The organism is Pseudomonas caspiana (genome assembly GCF_040224095.2).
Lineage (GTDB): Bacteria > Pseudomonadota > Gammaproteobacteria > Pseudomonadales > Pseudomonadaceae > Aquipseudomonas > Aquipseudomonas caspiana.
In genome coordinates this window covers 1,145,476-1,166,449 of the sequence record NZ_CP167995.1, presented here as the reverse complement: position 1 = coordinate 1,166,449, position 20,974 = coordinate 1,145,476, and the positions used below count along the sequence as shown (strand labels likewise).

Below are 20,974 nucleotides of genomic sequence, written 5' to 3'. Positions count from 1 at the left end.
ACCCAAAGCCCACTGCAACCGCAGTGGGCTTTGTTTTACGAGCGCAGGTGATCCACAAGACTACCTGACGCTGAACATCTTGAAACCGTTACCAGTGATTCACTGGGCTTGTATCCAACGTGGACACATACCACGACGTGCAAGCGGCCAAAGACTTCACCAGTGAAACATTGAGCAGGTTTTTAGGAGCACGCTGTAATGCCCGAGATAGACATCTATCACTTCTTCCAACAGCTGGTTAATGGTCTGACCATTGGCAGCACCTATGCCTTGATCGCCATCGGTTACACGATGGTCTACGGCATTATCGGCATGATCAACTTCGCCCACGGCGAGGTGTACATGATCGGTTCCTACGTCGCGTTCATCGCCATTGCCGGTTTGACCATGCTGGGGCTGGACAGCCTGCCACTGGTCATCACCGCAGCGTTTGTCGCCAGTATCGTAGTGACCAGCGCCTACGGTTATTCCATCGAGCGTGTGGCTTATCGCCCCTTGCGCGGTAGTAACCGTCTGATTCCGCTGATTTCTGCCATTGGTATGTCGATCTTCTTGCAGAACTCGGTTTTGCTGTCTCAAGACTCCAAAGATAAATCGATCCCCAACCTGATTCCCGGCAACTTCGTGTTCGGCTCAGCCAGCACTCATGAGGTTGTTATTTCCTACATGCAGGTACTGATTTTCGTCGTGACCCTGATCGCGATGCTTGGCCTGACCTGGTTCATCTCCCGCTCTCGCCTGGGCCGCGCCTGCCGTGCCTGCGCTGAAGACATCAAGATGGCCAACCTGTTGGGTATCAATACCAACAACATCATTGCCCTGACTTTCGTCATCGGCGCTGCGCTGGCGGCAGTTGCTGCCGTACTGCTGAGCATGCAATACGGCGTGATCAACCCCAACGCAGGTTTCCTGGTCGGCATCAAAGCCTTCACCGCAGCGGTACTGGGCGGTATCGGCAGTATCCCGGGCGCGATGCTTGGTGGTCTGGTGCTCGGTGTGGCTGAAGCGTTTGGCGCCGATATCTTCGGCGACCAATACAAGGATGTGGTGGCGTTCGGTCTTCTTGTTTTGGTGCTGTTGTTCCGGCCGACCGGCCTGCTTGGCCGTCCGGAGGTTGAAAAAGTATGATCAGGAATCTCAAATCGGCATTTTTCAGCGCCTTGTTGGTGCTGGCCGTCGCCTACCCGGTGTTCGGCCTGAAGCTGGAAATCGTCGGCGTCAAACTGGCCGTCATTGGTGCCAGCACCACCACCGTCAGCGTGATCATCGCTGGCGCCATCGCGATGTTCCTGCGCGTGCTGTTCAATGAACAGATCACCGCCGCCTGGCGCTCCTCACCAAACATGCCACTGGTGCCAGCCAAGGCCAGCAACTTTCTGAGCCTGCCGTCGACCCAGCGCTGGATCATTCTTGGTCTGGTGCTGGTCGCGCTGGTCTGGCCGTTCTTCGGCTCACGAGGCGCGGTGGATATCGCCACCCTGATCCTGATCTACGTGATGCTCGGCCTGGGCCTGAACATCGTGGTCGGCCTGGCCGGTCTGCTCGATCTGGGTTATGTCGGCTTCTACGCCGTAGGTGCGTACAGCTACGCCCTGCTCTCCCATTACTTCGGCCTGGGTTTCTGGATCTGTCTGCCGATTGCGGGAATGATGGCGGCGCTGTTCGGCTTTCTGCTGGGCTTCCCGGTATTGCGGCTGCGCGGCGACTATCTGGCCATCGTGACCTTGGGCTTCGGCGAAATCATTCGCTTGCTGCTGCGCAACATGACCGACCTCACCGGTGGGCCTAACGGCATCAGCAACATCGAGAAACCGACCCTGTTCGGCCTGTCCTTCGAGCGTAAAGCGGCTGAAGGCATGCAGACCTTCCACGAATATTTCGGGTTGCCATACAACTCCATCAACAAGGTGATCTTCCTGTATCTGGTTGCACTGCTGCTGGCCCTGGCTGCGCTGTTCGTGATCAACCGTCTGCTGCGGATGCCGATTGGCCGCGCCTGGGAAGCATTGCGTGAAGACGAAATCGCCTGCCGTGCGCTAGGTCTGAACCCGACCATCATCAAGCTGTCGGCATTTACTCTGGGTGCTGCATTTGCTGGCTTCGCAGGCAGCTTCTTCGCCGCTCGCCAAGGGCTGATCACGCCGGAGTCGTTCACCTTCATCGAGTCGGCAATCATTCTCGCTATCGTCGTATTGGGTGGCATGGGCTCGCAACTGGGCGTCATCCTTGCAGCCATCGTCATGATCCTGCTGCCTGAACTGATGCGTGAATTCAGCGAATACCGCATGTTGATGTTCGGCGCCATGATGGTGCTGATGATGATCTGGCGCCCTCAAGGTCTGCTGCCCATGCAACGTCCACACATGGAGCTGCGCAAATGAGCCGCCCAATCCTCGAAGTCAGCGGCCTGAGCATGCGCTTTGGCGGTCTGCTGGCGGTCAACGGCGTAGGCCTGACCGTCAATGAGAAACAAGTCGTGTCGATGATCGGCCCCAACGGCGCTGGCAAGACCACGGTGTTCAACTGCCTGACCGGCTTCTACAAGCCGACAGCGGGCACCATCCTGCTGGATGGCGAGCCGATTCAAGGGCTGGCCGGTCACGAGATCGCCCGCAAAGGCGTGGTGCGGACTTTCCAGAACGTGCGCCTGTTCAAAGAAATGACTGCCCTGGAGAACCTGTTGGTTGCCCAGCATCGTCACTTGAACACCAACTTCCTGTCGGGGCTGTTCCGTACGCCGGCGTTCCGTCGCAGTGAGCAAGAGGCCATGGAATACGCGGCTCACTGGCTGGAAGCGGTCAACCTCAAGGAATTCGCCAACCGTACCGCTGGCACGCTGGCTTACGGTCAGCAACGCCGCCTGGAAATCGCCCGCTGCATGATGACTCGCCCGCGCATTCTGATGCTCGACGAGCCAGCTGCCGGTCTGAACCCGAAAGAAACCGAAGACCTCAAGGCCTTGATCGGCGTACTGCGTAACGACCACAACGCGACTGTGCTGTTGATCGAACACGACATGAAGCTGGTCATGAGCATTTCCGACCACATCGTCGTGATCAACCAGGGCACACCGTTGGCCGACGGTACGCCGGAACAAATCCGCGACAATCCTGACGTGATCAAAGCCTACCTGGGGGAAGCGTAAATGCTGCAATTCGAAAACGTTTCCACCTTCTACGGCAAGATCCAGGCCTTGCACGGCGTCAACGTTGACGTGCGTCAGGGCGAAATCGTGACGCTGATCGGTGCCAACGGCGCAGGGAAATCCACACTATTGATGACCTTGTGCGGTTCGCCTCGGGCTCACAGTGGCAGCATCCGTTACATGGGTGAAGAACTGGTCGGTCTGGAATCCTCGGTGATCATGCGTAAAAGCATTGCCGTAGTCCCGGAAGGCCGTCGCGTGTTTGCCCGTCTGACCGTAGAAGAAAACCTCGCCATGGGTGGTTTCTTCACTGATAAAGGCGATTATCAGGAGCAAATGGACAAAGTCCTGCACCTGTTCCCCCGCCTGAAAGAACGCTTCAACCAACGCGGCGGCACCATGTCCGGCGGCGAACAGCAAATGCTCGCGATCGGCCGAGCGCTGATGAGCAAGCCCAAGCTGCTGTTGCTGGACGAACCGTCGCTGGGTCTGGCGCCGATCATCATCCAGCAGATTTTCGAGATCGTCGAACAACTGCGTCGCGATGGGGTAACAGTGTTCCTGGTCGAGCAAAACGCTAACCAGGCCTTGAAAATCGCTGACCGCGCCTACGTACTGGAAAACGGCCGTGTGGTCATGCAAGGCACCGGTGAAGAGTTGCTGGTCGACCCGAAAGTGCGTGATGCCTATCTGGGTGGTTGATGCTTCGCTGCAACAGCGCTCTCCCGGCTAACGCCAATCTTATTGAATGGCGCAGAACCTGTGGGAGCGGTGCTTGCCCGCGATAAGGCTGGACGCGGTTCACTTCAGAATTGCGTTGCTCTTATCGCGGGCAAGCACCGCTCCCACATGGGATTGCATTCCAACTCAGGCTGCAGACTGCTTCAGGTATCCCCCACCCCCAATCGCTCCAGCGCCGCACTGCTGCGCTGAAACCAGCCCAACAGATAATCGGCCAGCACCTGCATACGCTTGGGTAATTCCCCTTCGTATGGATGCACCAGAAACAGCGGCGAAATACTCGTCTGGTAGTCACGGAACAGCCAGTGCAACCGACCGTCGTTGATTTCCGCATGCACCATGTACGACGGTAATCGGGCGATTCCCGCGCCGACAAGCGCTGCCTTCTTCAGCAACCCGTAATGATTACTGGCGAACGTACCGTTGACCTGAACACGGGTCAGCTCATGGTTCTGGTGATAAAGCCATTCGTTGCGGCCACTGTAATGACTGTTGAGCAGGCAACTGTGGGCAATCAATTCATGGGGGCTGTTCGGCTGTCCATGAAGTTGTAAATAGGCGCTGCTGGCACAGGTCAGCTCCTGCATGGCGAGCAACGGCTTGGCAACGAGTCGCTCATCACTGGCCACATGGGAACGAATGGCCAGATCAAAGCCGTCCCGGCGCAAGTCACGAAAGGCGTTGTTGAGCTCCAGCTCGACTTTCACCTGCGGGTACTGCGCCGAAAACTCCATCAGCAGGCCTTCGAAAAACGTTTCTCCCAAAGACACGGGGGCAGTGACACGCACCTGACCCACCATGTCATCGCGCATCAGTTCAACGATGTTGCGCGCCCGCTCCATGCTGGCCAACAACTGCTGCCCTTGCGGCAACAACGCCGCGCCAGCCGACGTGAGACTCAGACTGCGGGTGCTGCGGTGCAGCAGCATCACGCCATAAGCCTGCTCCATCTGGCTGATCCGCTTGGACAGGTAACCTTTGCTGCAACCCAGGCGAACTGCTGCTGCAGTAAAACTGCCTGCGTCGATCAAGACCGCAAAGGCTGCAAGGTCATCGATTTCGCTCACTGTTATTGTTTCCCTATGAGAACCAAAGGTTGCCTATTAGCACGCTTATCGACGGCAAATAGCGACCCTACACTGCCCACTCGACATCCATGAATGAATCTTCGGAGTGACAGCATGAAAATTTTATTGATTGGTGCAAGTGGCACCATTGGCTCGGCCATCGCCCAGGAACTGGCCCAACGTCACGAGATTGTTCGCGCCGGCCGCAACAGTGGAGAAGAGCATGTGGATATTAGTGACAGTGCATCGATCCGAAAACTGTTCGAACGGATAGGCCGATTCGATGCAGTGGTTTGCGCCGCTGGCAATGTGAAGTTCGCGCCGTTGGCCGAAATGACTGAAAGCGATTTCGCCCTCGGCTTGCAGGACAAACTGATGGGCCAAGTCAACCTGCTGCTGATCGGCCGCGAGTTCGCCAACGACGGCGCGTCATTTACGTTTACCACCGGTATCCTCAGTCACGACCCGATACGCGCAGGGGCGTCGGCCAGCCTGGTCAATGGTGCCATCGACGCCTTTGTTCGGGCAGCAGCCATAGAAATGCCACGCGGCATGCGGGTCAATTCGGTCAGCCCTAACGTACTGGTTGAAGCTATGGACAACTATGCGCCCTATTTTCGGGGCTTCAAGCCAGTTCATGCGGCAGAAGTGGCTCTGGCTTACGCAAAAAGTGTAGAGGGACTGCAAACCGGTCAGACGTATCAGGTTGGTTAATCCTCTTGTGATGGCGCCGCAGGCTGAGTAACGTGGCGACACTTGTCTGGAGACCACTCAATGTTTGCTGTTCGTTCCGCTTTGCTCGTTGCCCTGTTGCCCCTCTTCGCTGGCTGCCAGATGCTTGGCTCTCAATCCAGTTCAGCCCCTGTCTCGAAGGCTGGCTGGATTCGCATGCAGGGTAATCTGACCGGCGATGGCGGCAAACTGATGTTTCAGCCGTGCAATGAGCAGCGTCGTTACGTGGTCAAGGACGGTGGCAATACAGGCATCCTGCAAGAAGCGACTCCCCTGGCGGACAGTTCCGGCAAGGTCTTCGCCGACCTGCGTGGTGTGTTCGTTGCCAGTAAAGCCGTCAACAGCGATGGTCAACTGGACCTGCGTCAGGTGTACCGCGTCGAACGTGCCGGCCAGGCCTGTGAAGACCCCAACTTCAAGCGCCTGACTCTGCACGTCAACGGCAACAAACCGGCATGGAACGTTAACGTCAGTGGCAAGGGCATGGTCATTGAGCGTCTGGGCAAAGACTCCATTGCTGTCCCTTATGTGGAAGAACAACTGCCAGACGGCCGGTTCAGCGTCAGCAGTGAGGCCAACGGCAACAAGATGGAGCTCTGGGTTGCGCCACAACGTTGCGTCGATAGCGTGGATGGCTCGGTGCAGCATTTGACTGCCGAGTTGCGGATCAACGGCGAGACCGTGCGGGGCTGCGGGTATTACGGTGGTTCGCGGGATGATTGATCTCGGTTGAGATCGGCGTCATCTAGTGGTTTTGGGTACATATCCGTTTTTGGGGTAACGGCTGGTATTGGTTGCGCTTTTACAGCGCGTCACTTTTGGGGCCCAAAAGTAACCAAAAGGCTCTTGCCCCACCACTTGGTGCCTCGCTGTCGCTCGGCATACCCGTAATCCGACATTGCTGCGCGGGGCCGCCGCCACCGGCCATCCATGGCCTGAGGCGGCTAAACCGGCATCCCTGCCGGTTTGCCCCACGCAGCAATATCGCATTCCGGCCGGCGTGGTTTAACGGGGCGCCCAAGATCAAAATCAAAAGCAGATCAAAAACAGCGATTTCACCGCAGAACGGTAGGAGCAAACTTGTTCGCGAGACGTCCCAACGGCCAACGAGTTCTTCGTCTGACACACCGCTTCGCAGCCTTCGGCAGCTCCTACAGAACTTCGGTAAGTTCAAAAATCAGGTCGGCTGTCAGGCCGCCGCACTTTTGATTTTGATCTGTGGCGCCCCGTTAAACCACGCTGGCCGAACGCAGATTCTGAACCGTGGGCAACCCGGCAGGACGCCGGGTTAGCCGCACCGGCAAAAGCGTTTTGGTTACTTTTGCGCTTCATCAAAAGTGACGCGCTGTAAAAGCGCAACCAATACCAGCCGTCCCCCCAACAACGGATAGGTACACAAAAAATCACGGCATAAATGTGTTTCGTACCCCAATAGCGTAACCATCAAACTCAGACAACCCACCACCCCGCCTCCCCCAATGTGTCTTATAATCCCCGGTTCTTGTAGCGCTGTCGGGCTGATCCTGCGGCCCGGAAACTGGATCTTTTCATGTTACGAATCACCGAACTCAAGCTGCCGATCGACCACCCGGACGAAGACCTGCGTCCCGCCCTCTTACAGCGCTTGGGCATCGCCAGCGATGAACTGCTGGAATTCACCCTGTTCAAGCGCAGCTACGATGCGCGCAAAAAATCTTCCGAGCTGTGCTTCATCTACACCATCGATTTCGAGGTGCGTGATGAAGCCGCCCTGTTGTTACGTCTGGCCGATGATCGTCATCTCAACCCCGCGCCTGATATCAGCTATAAAGTTGTAGGCCATGCGCCAGAAGGCCTGACCGAACGTCCAGTGGTAGTCGGCTTCGGTCCCTGCGGCATATTCGCTGGCCTGCTGCTGGCACAGATGGGCTTCAAGCCAATCATCCTTGAGCGCGGCAAAGAAGTCCGTCAGCGCACCAAGGACACCTGGGGCCTGTGGCGCAAAAACGTACTGAACCCTGAGTCCAACGTGCAGTTTGGCGAAGGCGGTGCGGGGACGTTCTCCGACGGCAAGCTCTATAGCCAGATCAAAGACCCGAAATTTCACGGCCGCAAGGTTCTGAACGAGTTCGTCAAAGCCGGCGCACCGGAAGAAATCCTCTACGTCAGCAAACCCCACATTGGTACGTTTCGACTGACCGGTGTCGTAGAAAACATGCGGCACCAGATCGAAGCGCTGGGCGGTGAAGTGCGCTTCGAACAGCGCGTGACAGATGTACTGATCGACAATGGCCAACTGCAGGGCGTGGTGCTCGACAGTGGCGAGCGTATCGAATCACGGCACGTGATCATGGCCTTGGGACACAGTGCTCGTGACACGTTCCGTATGCTCCACGGTCGTGGCGTCTACATGGAAGCCAAGCCGTTTTCGGTGGGCTTCCGCATCGAACACCCGCAATCGCTGATCGACCGCGCTCGCCTGGGCAAGTACGCCGGTCACCCAAAACTGGGGGCGGCCGATTACAAGCTGGTGCACCACGCTAAAAACGGTCGTTCGGTGTACAGCTTCTGCATGTGCCCTGGCGGCACGGTAGTAGCAGCGACTTCGGAACCCAATCGCGTTGTCACCAACGGCATGAGCCAGTACTCGCGTAACGAACGCAATGCCAACTCCGGCATCGTGGTCGGTATTACCCCGGAAGATTATCCGGGCGGCCCGCTGGCCGGCATTGAGCTGCAGGAGCGTCTGGAATCCCACGCCTATCTGTTGGGCGGCAGCACTTACGAAGCACCTGCGCAGCTGGTCGGTGATTTCATCGCAGGCAAAACATCGCCGGCACTTGGCAGCGTAGAACCGTCCTACAAGCCGGGGGTCAAGTTGGTCGATCTGGCGGACGCACTGCCCGCCTATGCCATCGAGGCAATCCGTGAAGCATTGCCTGCGTTCGACAAGCAGATCAAAGGCTTTGCCCTGCATGACGCTGTATTGACCGGGATCGAAACCCGCACCTCGGCACCATTGCGGATCACCCGTAACGAAAGCATGCAAAGCCTGAACGTCAAAGGCCTGTTTCCAGCGGGTGAAGGTGCGGGTTACGCCGGTGGAATCTTGTCAGCCGGGGTTGATGGCATTCGAATCGCTGAAGCATTAGCGAGAAGCATGTTGGGTATCGAAGCCTGATCTAGCTGCAATTTCAGACGATTCCTACAGCATAATAAGCGTCGTCCCACCAGCAAAAATGCACTAGCTGACAGACTCGGAAACACTCTAACTCGGCCACTCTGCTTAGAACAAAAACGAATATAACTTTTGTTTTAACGGCGGGAAGTCCGGGTTAGGGTGTCGCTCCTTTTTTGTTGGATGGAGCGCAAACCTTGCCTCTGCGTATCACTGTCACTCGTTTTTTCCAGCTTGAGGCGGCAGGCGGTCTGCTACTGATTGCCGCCGCCGCTTTGGCGTTGATCATCAACAACTCCCCCTTGTCCTGGCTGTACAACGCCTTCCTAGACACGCCCGTGGTGGCCCAGATCGGAGCCGTCAAAATCGCCAAGCCCCTGCTGCTATGGATCAACGACGGCATGATGGCGCTGTTTTTTCTGCTGATAGGTCTGGAGGTCAAACGAGAGGTTCTGGAAGGTCATCTGTCGCGCCCTTCGCAAATCATCCTGCCAGGCACTGCAGCCATCGGCGGCATGGTGATTCCGGCGCTGGTGTTCTGGGCGCTGAACAAAGGCGATACCGCAGCAATGAATGGCTGGGCGATCCCCATGGCCACCGACATCGCCTTTGCGTTGGGCGTGCTGGCACTCCTGGGCAAACGCGTTCCGGTGTCACTCAAGCTGTTTCTGATGACGCTGGCGATCATTGATGACCTAGGGGCAATCATCGTCATCGCGCTGTTCTACTCGGGCGAGTTGTCGAACCTGTCACTGATACTGGCGGGTTCTTCGATCGCTGCCCTGATCGCGATGAACAGGCTAGGCGTACGCAAGCTGGGCCCTTACCTGCTGATCGGTCTGGTGCTGTGGGTCTGCGTACTCAAAAGTGGCGTGCATGCGACTCTCGCCGGTGTGGTCCTGGCATTCTGCATTCCATTGCGCACAGCTGACCATGACACATCGCCTCTGCTATCGCTGGAGCACGCACTGCATCCGTGGGTGGCGTACGGGATTCTGCCGCTGTTTGCCTTTGCCAACGCGGGCGTGTCCCTGAATGGCGTGACACTGGAAAGCTTCACCCATCACGTGCCAATGGGAATCGCCGCGGGCTTGCTGGTGGGCAAGACAGTTGGAGTTTTTGGGCTGACCTGGCTTGCGATCAAAATAGGGATCGCCAAACTTCCCGGCGGCGCCAATTGGGGTCAGGTCCTGGGCGTGTCGATCCTGTGCGGAATTGGCTTCACCATGAGCCTGTTCGTGGGTTCACTGGCGTATGTGCCCGGTAGCAGCGATTACGCAGGCGTGGATCGTATGGGGATTCTGACCGGTTCGATACTCGCAGCCTTTATCGGCTATGCCGTCATGGCGGTTAGCAGTCGAAAAAATCCAATCCGTTGAATTGAAATGAATCGGCAGCTCTTAAAGAGAAAGCAATCGCTGCGCGACACAGGAAACGGGTGACAGCAACGATCACCCACAAAAAACCCGATCACCAGGATCGGGTTTTTATGTTTCAAGACGCTACAAAAGCCGTGTAATCACTCAATGAGAGACGCGGCTCGTACCGTTGACGGTCATGATGCGAACGCGCTCGCCCACCCGGAAAATCTCGTTTTCCTGAACTTGCTGCACATAGGCGCGCATGGTGCCGTCGTCTTCACGCACGGTAATTTCAACGCCCTGAGTACGAGTCAAACCTTCTTCAGTGGCCGAACCCAGCAAACCACCCGCTACCGCACCGATGACGGCTGCGACGATGCTGCCACGGCCACCGCCGATAGCGCTGCCACCCACCCCACCCACGACGGCGCCAGCACCAGCGCCGATTGGCGTCTTGCTGCCTTCGATCTTGACCGGACGCAGGGATTCGATGGTACCCAGGCGAACGGTCTGCACTGTCCGCGCTTCGTCACGGGAATAGGAGTCGCCAGTCAGGTTCGACATACAGCCAGTGAGGGTCATGGCCATAGCAGTGAACGTGGCAACCAGCAGAACAGACTTACGCATAAGGGTATCTCCAGAGGAACATGCAGCCATTAGACTCCGCGCTATCAGCGCTGTCACGTGCCGCTCCTCGTTAATTTATTTTCATTCAGGCGGCATACAGCACCGGCTGCCGTAACCCTATGACGGGTTGGCCGCTGAATAATTCAAACAAACTGATGAGCTAGGGAGCGAGGCGTTCGCGCGTCCACTGCGTGTCCACCAGACGATAATTCAGGCGGTCATGCAGGCGACTTGGGCGACCTTGCCAGAACTCGATTCGTTCAGGCAGCAGGCGGTAACCACCCCAATGCTCGGGGCAATGCGGTTGGGTGTCGATGAAGCGCTGCTCGGTTTCCTTGATCATGCCTTCAAGCTTGGCGCGATCAGAGATTACCCGGCTCTGCGGAGAAGCCCAGGCGCCTAGGCGACTGCCCAGCGGACGCACTTGGAAGTAGGCATCGGACTCTTCAGGAGTGACTTTGACCACTCGCCCTTCAATGCGCACCTGGCGTTCCAGCGTCGGCCAGAAGAAGGTCATCGCAGCGAATGGGCGTGCTGCCAGTTGCTGGCCTTTGGCACTGTCGTAGTTGGTGAAGAACGTAAAACCCTCGGCATCCAGCCCCTTGAGCAGCAGGATCCGGCAATGCGGTCGCCCTTGTTCGTCGACCGTTGCCAGCGTCATCGCATTGGCTTCAACAGGCGCCTGCTCGGTTTTGACCGCCTCGGCAAACCACTGGTGAAACAACGCAAACGGCTCATCGGGTGCTTGAGCCTCGGTCAAGCCATCGCGGGCGTAGTCACGGCGCATATCGGCCAGAGACTGGGTCATCACGTCCTTCCTCGATCAAAAAGCTGCACGAATTGAAGAGTAAAGCCGCTGACTCGCGCATTCAGACGCGAGTCAGCGAGTATTTCAGTTGCTGGCCTGGTCGGTCGCGGCTGGTTTTTTCTTCACTGCGGCTTTGGCTGGAGCGGCCTTGGCCGGAGTTGCCTTTTTCGCCGGAGCGGCTTTCTTGGCCGCTGGCTTGCTCGCAGCAGCCTTCTTGGCCGGGGCGGCTTTAGCGGGAGCGGGAGCAGGCGCAGGCTTGACGTCCTGAGCTGCAACCATGGTCGGAGCTGGCGGCAACGCGTACTTGCTCATCAGCGCGAGCATGGTGTTTTCAGGGGTCATGACGATTTCAACGCGACGGTTCAGCTTGCGGCCTTCAGCGCTGTCGTTGGCTGCACGGGGCATTACCGCGCCCATGCCACGCAGACTCAGACGATTACGCTCCAAGCCACTGAGGCGGAAAATTGCAGCGACCGACTGGGCACGTTCCTGGCTGATTTTCTGATTCGCCGGGGCTGCGCCGGTGGTGTCTGCGTGACCCAAAACCAACACGGCGGTTTTCGGATCGGCTTCAACCAGCTTGGCCAGACGCGTGATCGGACCCAGTGTTACCGGCAGCAACATGGCTGGACGATCAGGGTTGAACGAGCTGTCTACCGGAGCGGTGATAACCAGAACGTCTTCACGACGCTCAAGTTCGAACGGGCTGTCCTTGATGGCCAGGCGCAGGCGTGGCTCGTAGTCATCCAGCCAAGCTTGAGTCACTTTAGGGTCAACCTTGGGCACTGCCTTGGCTTCTTCTTTCTTATCGCTGCTACCGAACGGCCACCACCACTTGCTATCAGTTTCGGTCTTGGCGATCAGCGGCGGCACGCTTTTATCGGCAGGCTTGGCGGCGGGCTTGGCAGCCGCTTCAGCCTTTGGCTCTGCGGTGTCGCTGGATGCGAACGGCCAGTACCAATGAGTGCCGCTCTCGGCTTTGGCTACCGGCTCAGCGGGCTTGGCTTCCGGGGCTTTGACAGGCGCTGCATCGGCAACCTTGTCGGAGCCGAACGACCACCAGCTATTGCCAGTGTCAGCAGAATCATTTTTTGGCGTTTGCGCACAGCCGGTTACGGCGAGGCAAAGGGCAATTGCGAGGCTTTTATTGGATGACATGGATGACCCACAAAAAGTAGTAAACAGACGATGAACTTTGCAGTGCCCATATAACACGCATAAACCGACTGTTGGAAAAGGAAACCGTCGCACGGTTCCTGTTCCGGGGTATTAACTGACAGTCGGTATTAAACAAGCACTTATGACGACAACTTAGCGCAAACACTCACCTAACGCTCGCACCAACTGCTGTGCCCGCGGATCCATCAGCACATAAGGTCCCAAGGTATTTGTGACAAAGCCGAATGCAACGTCGCGATCAGGGTCAGCAAAACCGATCGACCCGCCAGCGCCAGGGTGACCAAATGCTTTCGGGCCCAGACCATATGTGGCGTTTGCTACATCGGGCTGGTCAAGCATGCAGCCCAGACCGAACCGAGTCTGGGTCAACAACGTTTTGTCCTGGCCGACACTGTGTTCACGAGTCAGCTCATTCAGCAGCTCCGGTTCCAGCAAGCTGCCATCCAGAAGACCGTTGTAGAAGCCGGCCAGACTGCGGGCATTGCCGTGACCGTTGGCGGCAGGTTGTTGCATGCGCCGCCACTCAGGCTTGTTGGTGCTGGTCATGATCGACGGGGGATTGGTAAATGCCCGCGCGGTCATCGACGTCGGCTCGCGCATGGTTGTTTGCAGCAGACGCTGTGCAGACTCGTCGCCTGCATTGCCTTTGCTGCGAGCGATATGCGCAACGCGATGAAACTCTTCGTCGGCCAGGCCCACATGGAAGTCCAGTCCCAGCGGACGAGAGATGCGCGCAGCAATGGCCTCACCCGGGCCGCGACCGTCAGCACGACGCAGCACTTCGCCCACCAGCCAACCGTAAGTGATCGCGGCATAGCCATGGCCTTGGCCGGGCGTCCACCAGGGTTCTTCGGCGGCGAGCGCTTCGGTCATTGCCGCCCAGTCATACAGCGCCTCGGCGGGCAGCATGTGGCGCAGTGCAGGGAGACCGGCCTGATGGCAGAGCAGTTGGCGCAGGGTAATTGCGCCCTTGCCTGCCTCCGCAAATTCAGGCCACAGACGGGCGACGGGCTCGTCGAGCTTCAGTTTGCCTTCGCCAACCAGCTGCAGGGCAGTGACCGCTGCGAAGGGTTTGGTACAGGAAAACAGGTTGGCGATGGTATCGGTGTGCCAGGCCTCGGCGCCGTCTTTATCGGCCGTGCCTGCCCAGAGGTCAATCACGGTCTCGCCGCCAATTTGAATGCACAGCGCAGCGCCACGCTCCTGGGTATCGTCGAAGAGTGCCGCAAACGCTTCGCGCACTGCTTCGAACTTAAGCTCGAAATGACCCTGAATCTGCACCCGCTGGCTCCCGGATTGGCTGATCAAAAAATGGTGTGCATTGTTTCAGCGATTGAGGGGTTTGTGAACAGATGGGTTGGTGGTCAGACTGTCGTGCTGCAAACGGGGTCTCTGTAGGAGTTCACCGAGGTTACGAGGCCAGCGATAGCGGTTTGTCTGACACGCCGCCATCGCTGGCCTAGTAACCTCGATGAGCTCCTACAGGATGAAGTTCAACCTGAAAGATTAAGTTCTGACTGAGCAGGTCAGGATATCTCGCGCCTGAAAGGAGGCAGTGCATTCAGGATCGCCTTGCCGTAACGCTGCGTTACCACTCGCCGATCCAGCAGCGTGATGGTTCCGCGATCTTCCTCGGTACGCAGCAAGCGACCGCAAGCCTGCACCAGCCGCAGCGAAGCATCCGGCACGGCGATTTCCATGAACGGATTGCCACCCCGCGCCTCGATCCACTCGGCCAGAGCCGCCTCGACAGGATCGTCCGGTACGGCAAAAGGAATCTTGGCAATCACCACGTGCTCGCAATACGCGCCAGGCAAGTCGACACCTTCAGCAAAGCTGGCCAGCCCGAACAGCACGCTGGAGTCGCCGCCATCGACCCGGGCTTTGTGCTTGTTCAGCGTTTCCTGCTTGGACAGGTTGCCCTGTATGAACACCTGCTTGCGCCAGTCCCGCTCCAGCCCGTCGAAAACGTCCTGCATCTGTTTGCGCGATGAGAACAGCACCAATGTGCCGCGAGAACCTTCCACCAGCCCCGGCAACTCGCGGATGATCGCGGCGGTATGCGCCACAGAATCACGCGGGTCAGCCTTGAGGTCCGGCACACGCAACACGCCTGCGTCGGCGTGATGGAAAGGACTGGGCACGACCGCGGTCACAGCGACTTTGGGCAGACCGGCACGCATGCGGAAGCGGTCGAACTTGCCCAGGGCGGTCAACGTCGCGGAAGTCACCAACGCACCGTAAGCCACATTCCACAAGTTACGACGGAGCATTTCCGCCGCCAGGATCGGGCTGGCGTTCACTTCGATATCGAACAGCGCACCGCTGTCGGCCAGGGTCAGCCAACGCGCCATGGGCGGGCTGTCCTCCGGGTCTTCAGCGGTAAAGGCGGTCCACAATTCCCAGTTGCCATGGGCACGAGCCAGCAGGCTGCCAAATAGCGGATACCATTCTTCGGCCTGATGGCTGGCGATGCCGATATTCACTTCGCCATCCATGCCTTCCTTGAGCAGGTCCGCCAGACGGGTGAACAAATCATCAAGGCGGGCAAAGCCTTTCTTCAACTCAATGCCCATTTCGCGAATGTGTTCCGGCACCACGCCACCGATGAAACGATGACGCGGGCGCTCGCGCCCTTGCATATCCTCACCCGCCCGGAAGTCGGCCAATTGCTCGCAGGCACTGAACATGAACTGCTGCTGCGCCTTGATCTCGCGGGCCAGCTCCGGCACTTGTTCGATTAACTTGCCCAGGTCGCCCGGCAGCGGATGTTGCGCCAGCAGCTTGGCGAGGTTCTTGGCAGTCTGTTCCAGCCAGTCCGCTGTAGAACGAAGCCGCGTGTAATGTGCGAAATGGCCAATCGCTTTGTCAGGAAGATGATGTCCTTCGTCGAACACGTACAAAGTGTCACGTGGATCGGGCAATACCGCACCGCCTCCCAAGGCAAGATCCGCCAGCACCATGTCGTGGTTCGTCACGATCACGTCGACTTTTCCCATGCCTTCGCGAGCTTTATAGAAGGCGCATTGTTGAAAGTTCGGACAATGGCGGTTTGTGCACTGGCTATGATCGGTGGTCAGCCGTGCCCAGTCCTGATCTTCCAGCGCCTGGGGCCAACTGTCCCGGTCACCGTCCCACTTATTGCCGGCGAGCTTCTCAATCATGCTGGTAAACAGCTTCTGGCTGGCTTCATCAACTTCGATCTTGAAGCCTTCTTCTTCGAAAAGCTGTGCGGTGGCGTTGGTTGCATCACCTTCCTGCAGCAGCATGTCGAGCTTGGACAGGCACATGTAGCGGCCACGCCCCTTGGCCAGGGAGAACGTGAAGTTCAGGCCACTGTTGCGCATCAGGTCGGGAAGGTCTTTGTGGACAATCTGCTCTTGCAAGGCAACGGTCGCAGTGGCGATCACCAGACGTTTGCCTGCCAACTTGGCAGTAGGGATCGCGGCAATCGCGTAAGCCACAGTCTTGCCGGTACCGGTGCCCGCTTCCACCGCCACTACGGCGGGGTCACTGGTGCGTCGGCCTTCTTCATCGGTATCGATATCGCCCAGTACTTTGGCGACCTCGGCGATCATCAAACGCTGGCCATAGCGCGGCTTGAGGCTCTTGGCTTCGAGGAAACGCGAGTAGGCGCCCTGAATCTGGGATTTGAGTTCGTTGCTGATCATGGGTTTTGTTGGCTCGGGCGCTACAGGCATCGGTAAAAATTAAAGCGCAAAACGCTGGATATATCTTCAGTAGTTCCAGCAGGCGGCTATCATACCCCGCAAATTCCATCCGCGCAGAACGGAGTACCTGATGACACCCTTTTCCCTCGTCTACACCCTGCATGTTTTGGCCGCACTGGTCTGGGTTGGCGGCATGTTTTTCGCCTGGATGGTCCTGCGACCGGCGGTCGTCAGCGCATTACAGGGGCCTGCCCGCCTGAAATTGTGGCTGGAAGTGTTCCCGCGATTTTTTGCCTGGGTGTGGGCAGTGGTCGTGGTCTTGCCGATTACCGGGGTCGGCATGATCAATCTGCAGTTCGTCAGCTTCGAGACCGCGCCGCGCTACGTGCAGGTAATGATGGGGTTGTACGTGGTAATGACGGCGCTGTTCATCCGCATCCAGTCACTGCAACTGCCTGAGCTGCGTCGTGCAGTTGAAGCCGAACAATGGGCTGAAGGTGCAGCGGCATTGGGCCGGATTCGCCGGTTGGTGGGTATCAACCTGTTGGTCGGCCTGACGGTGATTGCGATTGCTGCGGCCCGGCCGAATTTCTAACATGCCCCTGAGGCAAACTTGTTTTCGAAGTGGCAGGCCTGAAGGTCTGCGTCAGAAGATCTCGCCAACAAGTTGCCTCCTACCTGAACCGCATGACACGGCCCCATTTGGTAGGAGCGAACTTGTTCGCGAGGCGGTTCCTGCAAATCAATCAGCCGTGCAACATGCTTACAACCGCTGCAACGTCAATGCCCCGGCAGGTCCGGCGGCTCCTGGCTGCCCCGCTTCACCCGCACGTCCAGCCTTGCCGCCATCAGCCCGATACACGAAGCAACCCTTGGATGCGCCGCCTCTACCCGGCTTTCCTCCCGCACCGGCCAAACCTCCGGCACCGCCCTGAACATCAACCTTGATGCGCTCCACGGGGAAATCCTGTGGCAGCTCAAGGCGCACCTGCGCACCGGCGGCGCCATCGTGACCATTGCCGCCGTTATCGCCGTTGTGACCACGTCCGGCGCTACCCCAGGTGCAACCCGGTGCCTTACCGTTTGCGCCATCCAGGCCGACATATCCCGGCGAACCGGCACCGCCCCGAGCGTCGACGAACAGTTCTTCACCTTGCAACTGCTCAACACGCAAGGTCAGATTACGACCCGGCAATGGCGGCTTTTCGTACGTACCCGGCGCACCGCGAGCGGTGATCTGGCTGCCAGTGCCAAGCTGCCCGTGGCGGACAACCAGATTGAGCGCCTGACTGCTGGGAACGATGGCGATGCGCGCTTCGTGGCCCAGCACCAGATGATCGACTTTAACTTCAGTCAGTCCGGACGGAATCAGTAAAGTGCCGTAATCAGCGACTTCCAGACGATCCAGTTGAACCACGCTGGCCTGGCTCGGCAGACGCATCAGCGAGTGCGATTCGACAGTGATGGTCTCGGCCATGGCCAAAGGGCTGCAAAAGGCAGCCAGCAGACAAAGCTTACGCATGAGCGGCCTCCTGGGCTTTTTTCGGGAGAGACAGAACGTGGAAGATGCCAAACAGAAGAATACGCAGCCGGTCGCGCCATGGACGTGGACGCCCGCGCAAGCTGCCGTTGAAGAGCAAAAGCTCAGCAATGTGAATCAGCGCCAGCAGGCCGCCCGCAAGTTTGATCAGAAGAGCAAACGGAGTCGGCAGCACAACCATCAGATTGAATAACACCACCAGCCAGAACGCTGCGGTCAACAGTTTTCCCAATCCCCAAAACACCTTCATTGCCAGAGCCTGTCCATAATTGTTATGTCTGCAAACGCTTATCGTTGCGAGAAATTCTGCGCGCACAGTAAACGCCTGCGAGGTGAAATATGCCAGCGCACAGCTGAAAATTAATCTGATGCGAGGAACAACCGCCGAACGGCTGAAATCGGAATTGGCCCGGCACGCGTGCCGGGCCAACGGTTGGAGGTAAAACGTTAGCGGTTGATCTGGATCTCCACTCGACGGTTAAGGGAGCGGCCGCTGGCGGTCGAGTTATCCGCAACTGGACGGGCCTCGCCATCGCCCTGGACGGAAACGAACGCGCTACGTGGGATCCCGGTGCTGACCAGGTAATCCGTCACCGAAACGGCGCGTTTCTGGGAGAGCTTCTGGTTGTAAGCATCACTGCCAACACTGTCGGTATGCCCGCTGACGCGTAGTTGTGCGCTGGGTGCTTCGCGTTTCAGTCGGGTAGAGATGAGATCAAGTTTCGATTTGTCGGCGGCTGTCAGGCGCGCAGAGTCGAATTCGAACAGCACGTCATTGATGACGATGACCTCCTCCTTGACGACCACCACCTCTTCAACCACTACAGGCGGCGCTGGCGGAACCAGCGGGCAACCGGTCGCGTCAACGGCGGTACCTTTTGGTGTATCCGGGCATTTGTCGACGCTGTTTTTCACGCCATCGCCGTCATCGTCGCCATCGCCGTGAACCCAGCAGTAAGCGCCTGCCATGACACCCACCGCGCCACCCAGGCTGGCTGCCACCGCTGCACTCTGAAATGCCCCCGCCGCCGCGCCCGCGACACCGCCGCCCAATGCACAGAGTGGCCAGTCAGTCTTCTGCAGGCCCGCACAACCGGTTAAAACGCTGGTAACCAAAATAAGAGGTAATGCTGTCCGGATTATTCTCATTAGTTTTTCTCCCAAGGTTCGGCCCAATCCGCCGCTCATGGAGTAAAGACAGCAAAGTGCCAGCCCGCCACTTTTAGCCTTGTTTTATTGGGGTTCTCCGATTTTGTAACTTAGATAATGCGGACTTGTGTGGGAGACAGCACTAGGCCCGCGCCTCACCACACGCTAGTCTTGCATGCCATAAAGAGGATTTTTGATGAGCGAAGGTTTTTCCACTCGCACGCCACAACAGGCTCTGGCTGCCCTGCTCGACCTGCAAGCGCCTAAAAGCCTGCTGTTGATCGGGGCCGAGGCATTTCCTGCGTTACAGGCATTTCAGGAAGCCCATCCAGACACCCGAATAGCTCACGCCAAGCCCGGCGTGCTGTCAGCGGAACTTGCCGCGCAACGCTTTGACCTGGCGCTGGTCGTCGATTGCCTCGAGCACATCAATAAGCGCGAAGGCCTGGAGCTGCTCGGCGGCATCCGTAACCTCAATGCCAGCCGTATCGCCGTACTGGCTGACCTGCAGGCGTGTGGCTGGAAAGACACAGACTTCTATTCACTGGCGCTGCAGGCCAGTGAACGTTTCACCCGCGATGAGCAGGTGCTGACGCTGTACACCTACGATTTACGCGAATACAAACAAGTACCCGACTGGCTCAACGCGAGGTTCTGGGCCAACCCGGAAAATTTCGGCAAATACTGGTGGTAAGCCATGAATAGCGCGATTTGCCCCTGCGGAAGCGGGGATCTGCTGGCAGCCTGTTGCGGACCGTTTCACGCAGGGCAACCCACGCCCTGCGCGGAAAAACTGATGCGCTCACGCTATAGCGCTTACGTGCTTGGCCTGATTGATTACTTGCTCGACACCACGCTACCTGTGCAGAAGGCGGGGCTGGATCGCGAGTCGATCAGTCAATGGAGCCTGCAAAGCACCTGGCTAGGGCTAGAAGTGGAAAGCTCCGAGGTATTCGGCGGCAAACCCGAGCACGCCTTCGTCACCTTCACCGCTCGCTGGCATGACGGCAGCGGTGAACACAGCCATCGTGAGCGTTCGTCTTTTGTGCAGAATCAAGGGCGTTGGTACTTCATCGACCCGACCGTAGGACTCAAAGCCGGGCGTAACGATGCATGCCCGTGCGGCAGTGAACAGAAGTACAAGAAATGTTGTGCGAGCTACGTCAGTTGAAAAGCAGCCGCCTCATACCAGCTTCAAGTGCGAGGTGTCCGGAACCACGGCGGCATGGTTATTCGGCAATTGACCCAATTCGCTGCCCGCCGGTGCGAGACTGAACTGCGATAAATCCACGGATGGTGCCGTAGGTGCAGGCTTTTGATCCTGCAGGTCGCTGCCCACCTCGAACACCTCCAGATTCGGCGCATCAACGGCAACAAAGGCCGCCATGTAAACGTCCCGAGGAGTAACCTGTAGTCGGCCGGGCCGCAGAGATGGCACGCGGGCTGGGTCTGCCTCGGCGTTAACAGCTGACATTTCCACCACCTCGACCAGCGCTCCGGCGCGCTCCAGCGTGGATCGATATTTTTCCGCCGCTTCACTATCGAGATTGTTTTTCAGAACCAGCCGACGCCCGCTGAACAGCAGCTCCAGCCGCTGCGCGTCGCTCTGAAACAGCTTGCCGAGGTTGGCCTGGACCTTGTCCAGTTGGGCCCCGGGGACCAGTTGGCCAGTGAATACAATTTCATACAGATTCATTGGTCATACTCTAGGTGTACGTGCGAGAAGTATGCCGCAGCTTAATGAAAAAGGAATGGGCAGTCGCTTTGTCAAACGAAGGCTTCAAATGGAGCACAAAC

21 protein-coding genes are annotated in these 20,974 nt (G+C 57.9%); 11 read left to right on the top strand and 10 right to left on the bottom strand.

The genetic code is table 11. The annotated features are described in order from the left end of the window. The first annotated feature begins 198 nt into the window (after positions 1-198). From livH to ABRP31_RS05240, 4 genes are read left to right on the top strand one after another with little or no spacing between them, the layout of a single operon-like run. Positions 199-1,128, top strand: a complete 930-nt coding sequence (livH, locus tag ABRP31_RS05255) for a high-affinity branched-chain amino acid ABC transporter permease LivH (RefSeq protein WP_087270748.1) — start codon at positions 199-201, stop codon at positions 1,126-1,128. Further along, complete coding sequence (locus ABRP31_RS05250) at positions 1,125-2,381, top strand: high-affinity branched-chain amino acid ABC transporter permease LivM (RefSeq protein WP_087270751.1); 1,257 nt, start codon at positions 1,125-1,127, stop codon at positions 2,379-2,381. The genes livH and ABRP31_RS05250 overlap by 4 nt, the downstream gene beginning before the upstream one ends. Continuing rightward, a complete protein-coding gene (gene livG / locus ABRP31_RS05245; protein WP_087270754.1) occupies positions 2,378-3,145 on the top strand; it encodes a high-affinity branched-chain amino acid ABC transporter ATP-binding protein LivG in 768 nt (255 codons plus the stop codon). The genes ABRP31_RS05250 and livG overlap by 4 nt, the downstream gene beginning before the upstream one ends. Then, a complete protein-coding gene (locus tag ABRP31_RS05240) occupies positions 3,146-3,847 on the top strand; it encodes an ABC transporter ATP-binding protein (protein ID WP_349972127.1) in 702 nt (233 codons plus the stop codon). A 182-nt stretch (positions 3,848-4,029) separates the two neighbouring features. Here the strand turns inward: ABRP31_RS05240 and ABRP31_RS05235 are convergent, their stop codons facing one another. After that, positions 4,030-4,953, bottom strand: a complete 924-nt coding sequence (locus tag ABRP31_RS05235) for a LysR family transcriptional regulator (RefSeq protein ID WP_349972126.1) — start codon at positions 4,951-4,953, stop codon at positions 4,030-4,032. 114 nt (positions 4,954-5,067) lie between these two features. On the opposite strand from ABRP31_RS05235, the gene ABRP31_RS05230 reads away from it, so the two are divergent. The 4 genes from ABRP31_RS05230 (at position 5,068) to nhaA (ending at position 10,221) form a co-directional block, all read left to right on the top strand. Continuing rightward, entirely contained in the window at positions 5,068-5,667 is a 600-nt protein-coding gene (locus ABRP31_RS05230) for a short chain dehydrogenase (protein ID WP_349972125.1), read from the top strand. A 60-nt stretch (positions 5,668-5,727) separates the two neighbouring features. Continuing rightward, positions 5,728-6,408, top strand: coding sequence for a COG3650 family protein (locus ABRP31_RS05225; RefSeq protein WP_087270766.1), 681 nt, complete (start codon positions 5,728-5,730; stop codon positions 6,406-6,408). A gap of 826 nt (positions 6,409-7,234) precedes the next feature. Beyond that, positions 7,235-8,845: an NAD(P)/FAD-dependent oxidoreductase gene (locus ABRP31_RS05220; protein WP_087274757.1), complete on the top strand. Its 1,611-nt coding sequence runs from the start codon at positions 7,235-7,237 to the stop codon at positions 8,843-8,845. Between the two features lie 194 nt (positions 8,846-9,039). Next, a complete protein-coding gene (nhaA, locus tag ABRP31_RS05215; protein WP_349972124.1) occupies positions 9,040-10,221 on the top strand; it encodes a Na+/H+ antiporter NhaA in 1,182 nt (393 codons plus the stop codon). A 144-nt stretch (positions 10,222-10,365) separates the two neighbouring features. On the opposite strand, the gene ABRP31_RS05210 is transcribed toward nhaA, so the two are convergent. The 5 genes from ABRP31_RS05210 to dinG all read right to left on the bottom strand — a co-directional run bounded on the left by ABRP31_RS05210 (position 10,366) and on the right by dinG (position 16,488). Then, positions 10,366-10,830: a glycine zipper 2TM domain-containing protein gene (locus ABRP31_RS05210; protein ID WP_087274753.1), complete on the bottom strand. Its 465-nt coding sequence runs from the start codon at positions 10,828-10,830 to the stop codon at positions 10,366-10,368. 160 nt (positions 10,831-10,990) lie between these two features. Beyond that, a complete protein-coding gene (gene pdxH, locus ABRP31_RS05205) occupies positions 10,991-11,638 on the bottom strand; it encodes a pyridoxamine 5'-phosphate oxidase (RefSeq protein ID WP_349972123.1) in 648 nt (215 codons plus the stop codon). An 84-nt stretch (positions 11,639-11,722) separates the two neighbouring features. Then, complete coding sequence (locus tag ABRP31_RS05200; RefSeq protein ID WP_349972122.1) at positions 11,723-12,796, bottom strand: OmpA family protein; 1,074 nt, start codon at positions 12,794-12,796, stop codon at positions 11,723-11,725. A gap of 153 nt (positions 12,797-12,949) precedes the next feature. After that, a complete protein-coding gene (locus ABRP31_RS05195; protein WP_349972121.1) occupies positions 12,950-14,098 on the bottom strand; it encodes a serine hydrolase domain-containing protein in 1,149 nt (382 codons plus the stop codon). A 245-nt stretch (positions 14,099-14,343) separates the two neighbouring features. After that, positions 14,344-16,488, bottom strand: coding sequence for an ATP-dependent DNA helicase DinG (dinG, locus tag ABRP31_RS05190; RefSeq protein ID WP_087269212.1), 2,145 nt, complete (start codon positions 16,486-16,488; stop codon positions 14,344-14,346). A 130-nt stretch (positions 16,489-16,618) separates the two neighbouring features. Here dinG and ABRP31_RS05185 point away from each other — a divergent pair, with 130 nt between their 5' ends. Then, positions 16,619-17,083 (top strand): CopD family protein, encoded by a 465-nt coding sequence (locus tag ABRP31_RS05185; protein WP_349972120.1) that lies wholly within the window; start codon positions 16,619-16,621, stop codon positions 17,081-17,083. 168 nt (positions 17,084-17,251) lie between these two features. On the opposite strand, the gene ABRP31_RS05180 is transcribed toward ABRP31_RS05185, so the two are convergent. The 3 genes from ABRP31_RS05180 to ABRP31_RS05170 all read right to left on the bottom strand — a co-directional run bounded on the left by ABRP31_RS05180 (position 17,252) and on the right by ABRP31_RS05170 (position 19,177). After that, entirely contained in the window at positions 17,252-18,010 is a 759-nt protein-coding gene (locus ABRP31_RS05180) for a collagen-like protein (protein WP_349972119.1), read from the bottom strand. Further along, positions 18,003-18,278, bottom strand: a complete 276-nt coding sequence (locus ABRP31_RS05175; protein ID WP_087269203.1) for a DUF1145 domain-containing protein — start codon at positions 18,276-18,278, stop codon at positions 18,003-18,005. Before ABRP31_RS05175 ends, ABRP31_RS05180 begins: the two co-directional genes overlap by 8 nt. A 197-nt stretch (positions 18,279-18,475) precedes the next feature. Then, on the bottom strand, positions 18,476-19,177 hold the full coding sequence (locus ABRP31_RS05170) for an OmpA family protein (protein WP_349972118.1): 702 nt from the start codon (positions 19,175-19,177) through the stop codon (positions 18,476-18,478). A gap of 196 nt (positions 19,178-19,373) precedes the next feature. Here ABRP31_RS05170 and ABRP31_RS05165 point away from each other — a divergent pair, with 196 nt between their 5' ends. Beyond that, a complete protein-coding gene (locus ABRP31_RS05165; protein WP_087269198.1) occupies positions 19,374-19,871 on the top strand; it encodes a DUF6231 family protein in 498 nt (165 codons plus the stop codon). A 3-nt stretch (positions 19,872-19,874) separates the two neighbouring features. Beyond that, the gene (locus ABRP31_RS05160; RefSeq protein WP_087269196.1) at positions 19,875-20,348 is read left to right on the top strand and encodes a YchJ family protein; all 474 of its coding nucleotides are present in this window, start codon (positions 19,875-19,877) and stop codon (positions 20,346-20,348) included. Between the two features lie 12 nt (positions 20,349-20,360). On the opposite strand, the gene ABRP31_RS05155 is transcribed toward ABRP31_RS05160, so the two are convergent. Further along, positions 20,361-20,873, bottom strand: coding sequence for a hypothetical protein (locus ABRP31_RS05155; protein ID WP_087269194.1), 513 nt, complete (start codon positions 20,871-20,873; stop codon positions 20,361-20,363). Positions 20,874-20,974: the final 101 nt, after the last annotated feature.

Coding starts and splice junctions, on each gene's coding strand:
- ABRP31_RS05160 (WP_087269196.1), top strand. CDS start 19,875: ATGAATAGCGCGATTTGCCCCTGCGGAAGCGGGGATCTGCTGGCAGCC.
- ABRP31_RS05210 (WP_087274753.1), bottom strand. CDS start 10,830: ATGCGTAAGTCTGTTCTGCTGGTTGCCACGTTCACTGCTATGGCCATG.
- ABRP31_RS05180 (WP_349972119.1), bottom strand. CDS start 18,010: ATGCGTAAGCTTTGTCTGCTGGCTGCCTTTTGCAGCCCTTTGGCCATG.
- ABRP31_RS05230 (WP_349972125.1), top strand. CDS start 5,068: ATGAAAATTTTATTGATTGGTGCAAGTGGCACCATTGGCTCGGCCATC.
- ABRP31_RS05175 (WP_087269203.1), bottom strand. CDS start 18,278: ATGAAGGTGTTTTGGGGATTGGGAAAACTGTTGACCGCAGCGTTCTGG.
- ABRP31_RS05185 (WP_349972120.1), top strand. CDS start 16,619: ATGACACCCTTTTCCCTCGTCTACACCCTGCATGTTTTGGCCGCACTG.
- ABRP31_RS05170 (WP_349972118.1), bottom strand. CDS start 19,177: ATGAGAATAATCCGGACAGCATTACCTCTTATTTTGGTTACCAGCGTT.
- livG (WP_087270754.1), top strand. CDS start 2,378: ATGAGCCGCCCAATCCTCGAAGTCAGCGGCCTGAGCATGCGCTTTGGC.
- ABRP31_RS05155 (WP_087269194.1), bottom strand. CDS start 20,873: ATGAATCTGTATGAAATTGTATTCACTGGCCAACTGGTCCCCGGGGCC.
- livH (WP_087270748.1), top strand. CDS start 199: ATGCCCGAGATAGACATCTATCACTTCTTCCAACAGCTGGTTAATGGT.
- ABRP31_RS05225 (WP_087270766.1), top strand. CDS start 5,728: ATGTTTGCTGTTCGTTCCGCTTTGCTCGTTGCCCTGTTGCCCCTCTTC.
- ABRP31_RS05165 (WP_087269198.1), top strand. CDS start 19,374: ATGAGCGAAGGTTTTTCCACTCGCACGCCACAACAGGCTCTGGCTGCC.
- dinG (WP_087269212.1), bottom strand. CDS start 16,488: ATGATCAGCAACGAACTCAAATCCCAGATTCAGGGCGCCTACTCGCGT.
- ABRP31_RS05200 (WP_349972122.1), bottom strand. CDS start 12,796: ATGTCATCCAATAAAAGCCTCGCAATTGCCCTTTGCCTCGCCGTAACC.
- ABRP31_RS05250 (WP_087270751.1), top strand. CDS start 1,125: ATGATCAGGAATCTCAAATCGGCATTTTTCAGCGCCTTGTTGGTGCTG.
- pdxH (WP_349972123.1), bottom strand. CDS start 11,638: ATGACCCAGTCTCTGGCCGATATGCGCCGTGACTACGCCCGCGATGGC.
- ABRP31_RS05240 (WP_349972127.1), top strand. CDS start 3,146: ATGCTGCAATTCGAAAACGTTTCCACCTTCTACGGCAAGATCCAGGCC.
- ABRP31_RS05220 (WP_087274757.1), top strand. CDS start 7,235: ATGTTACGAATCACCGAACTCAAGCTGCCGATCGACCACCCGGACGAA.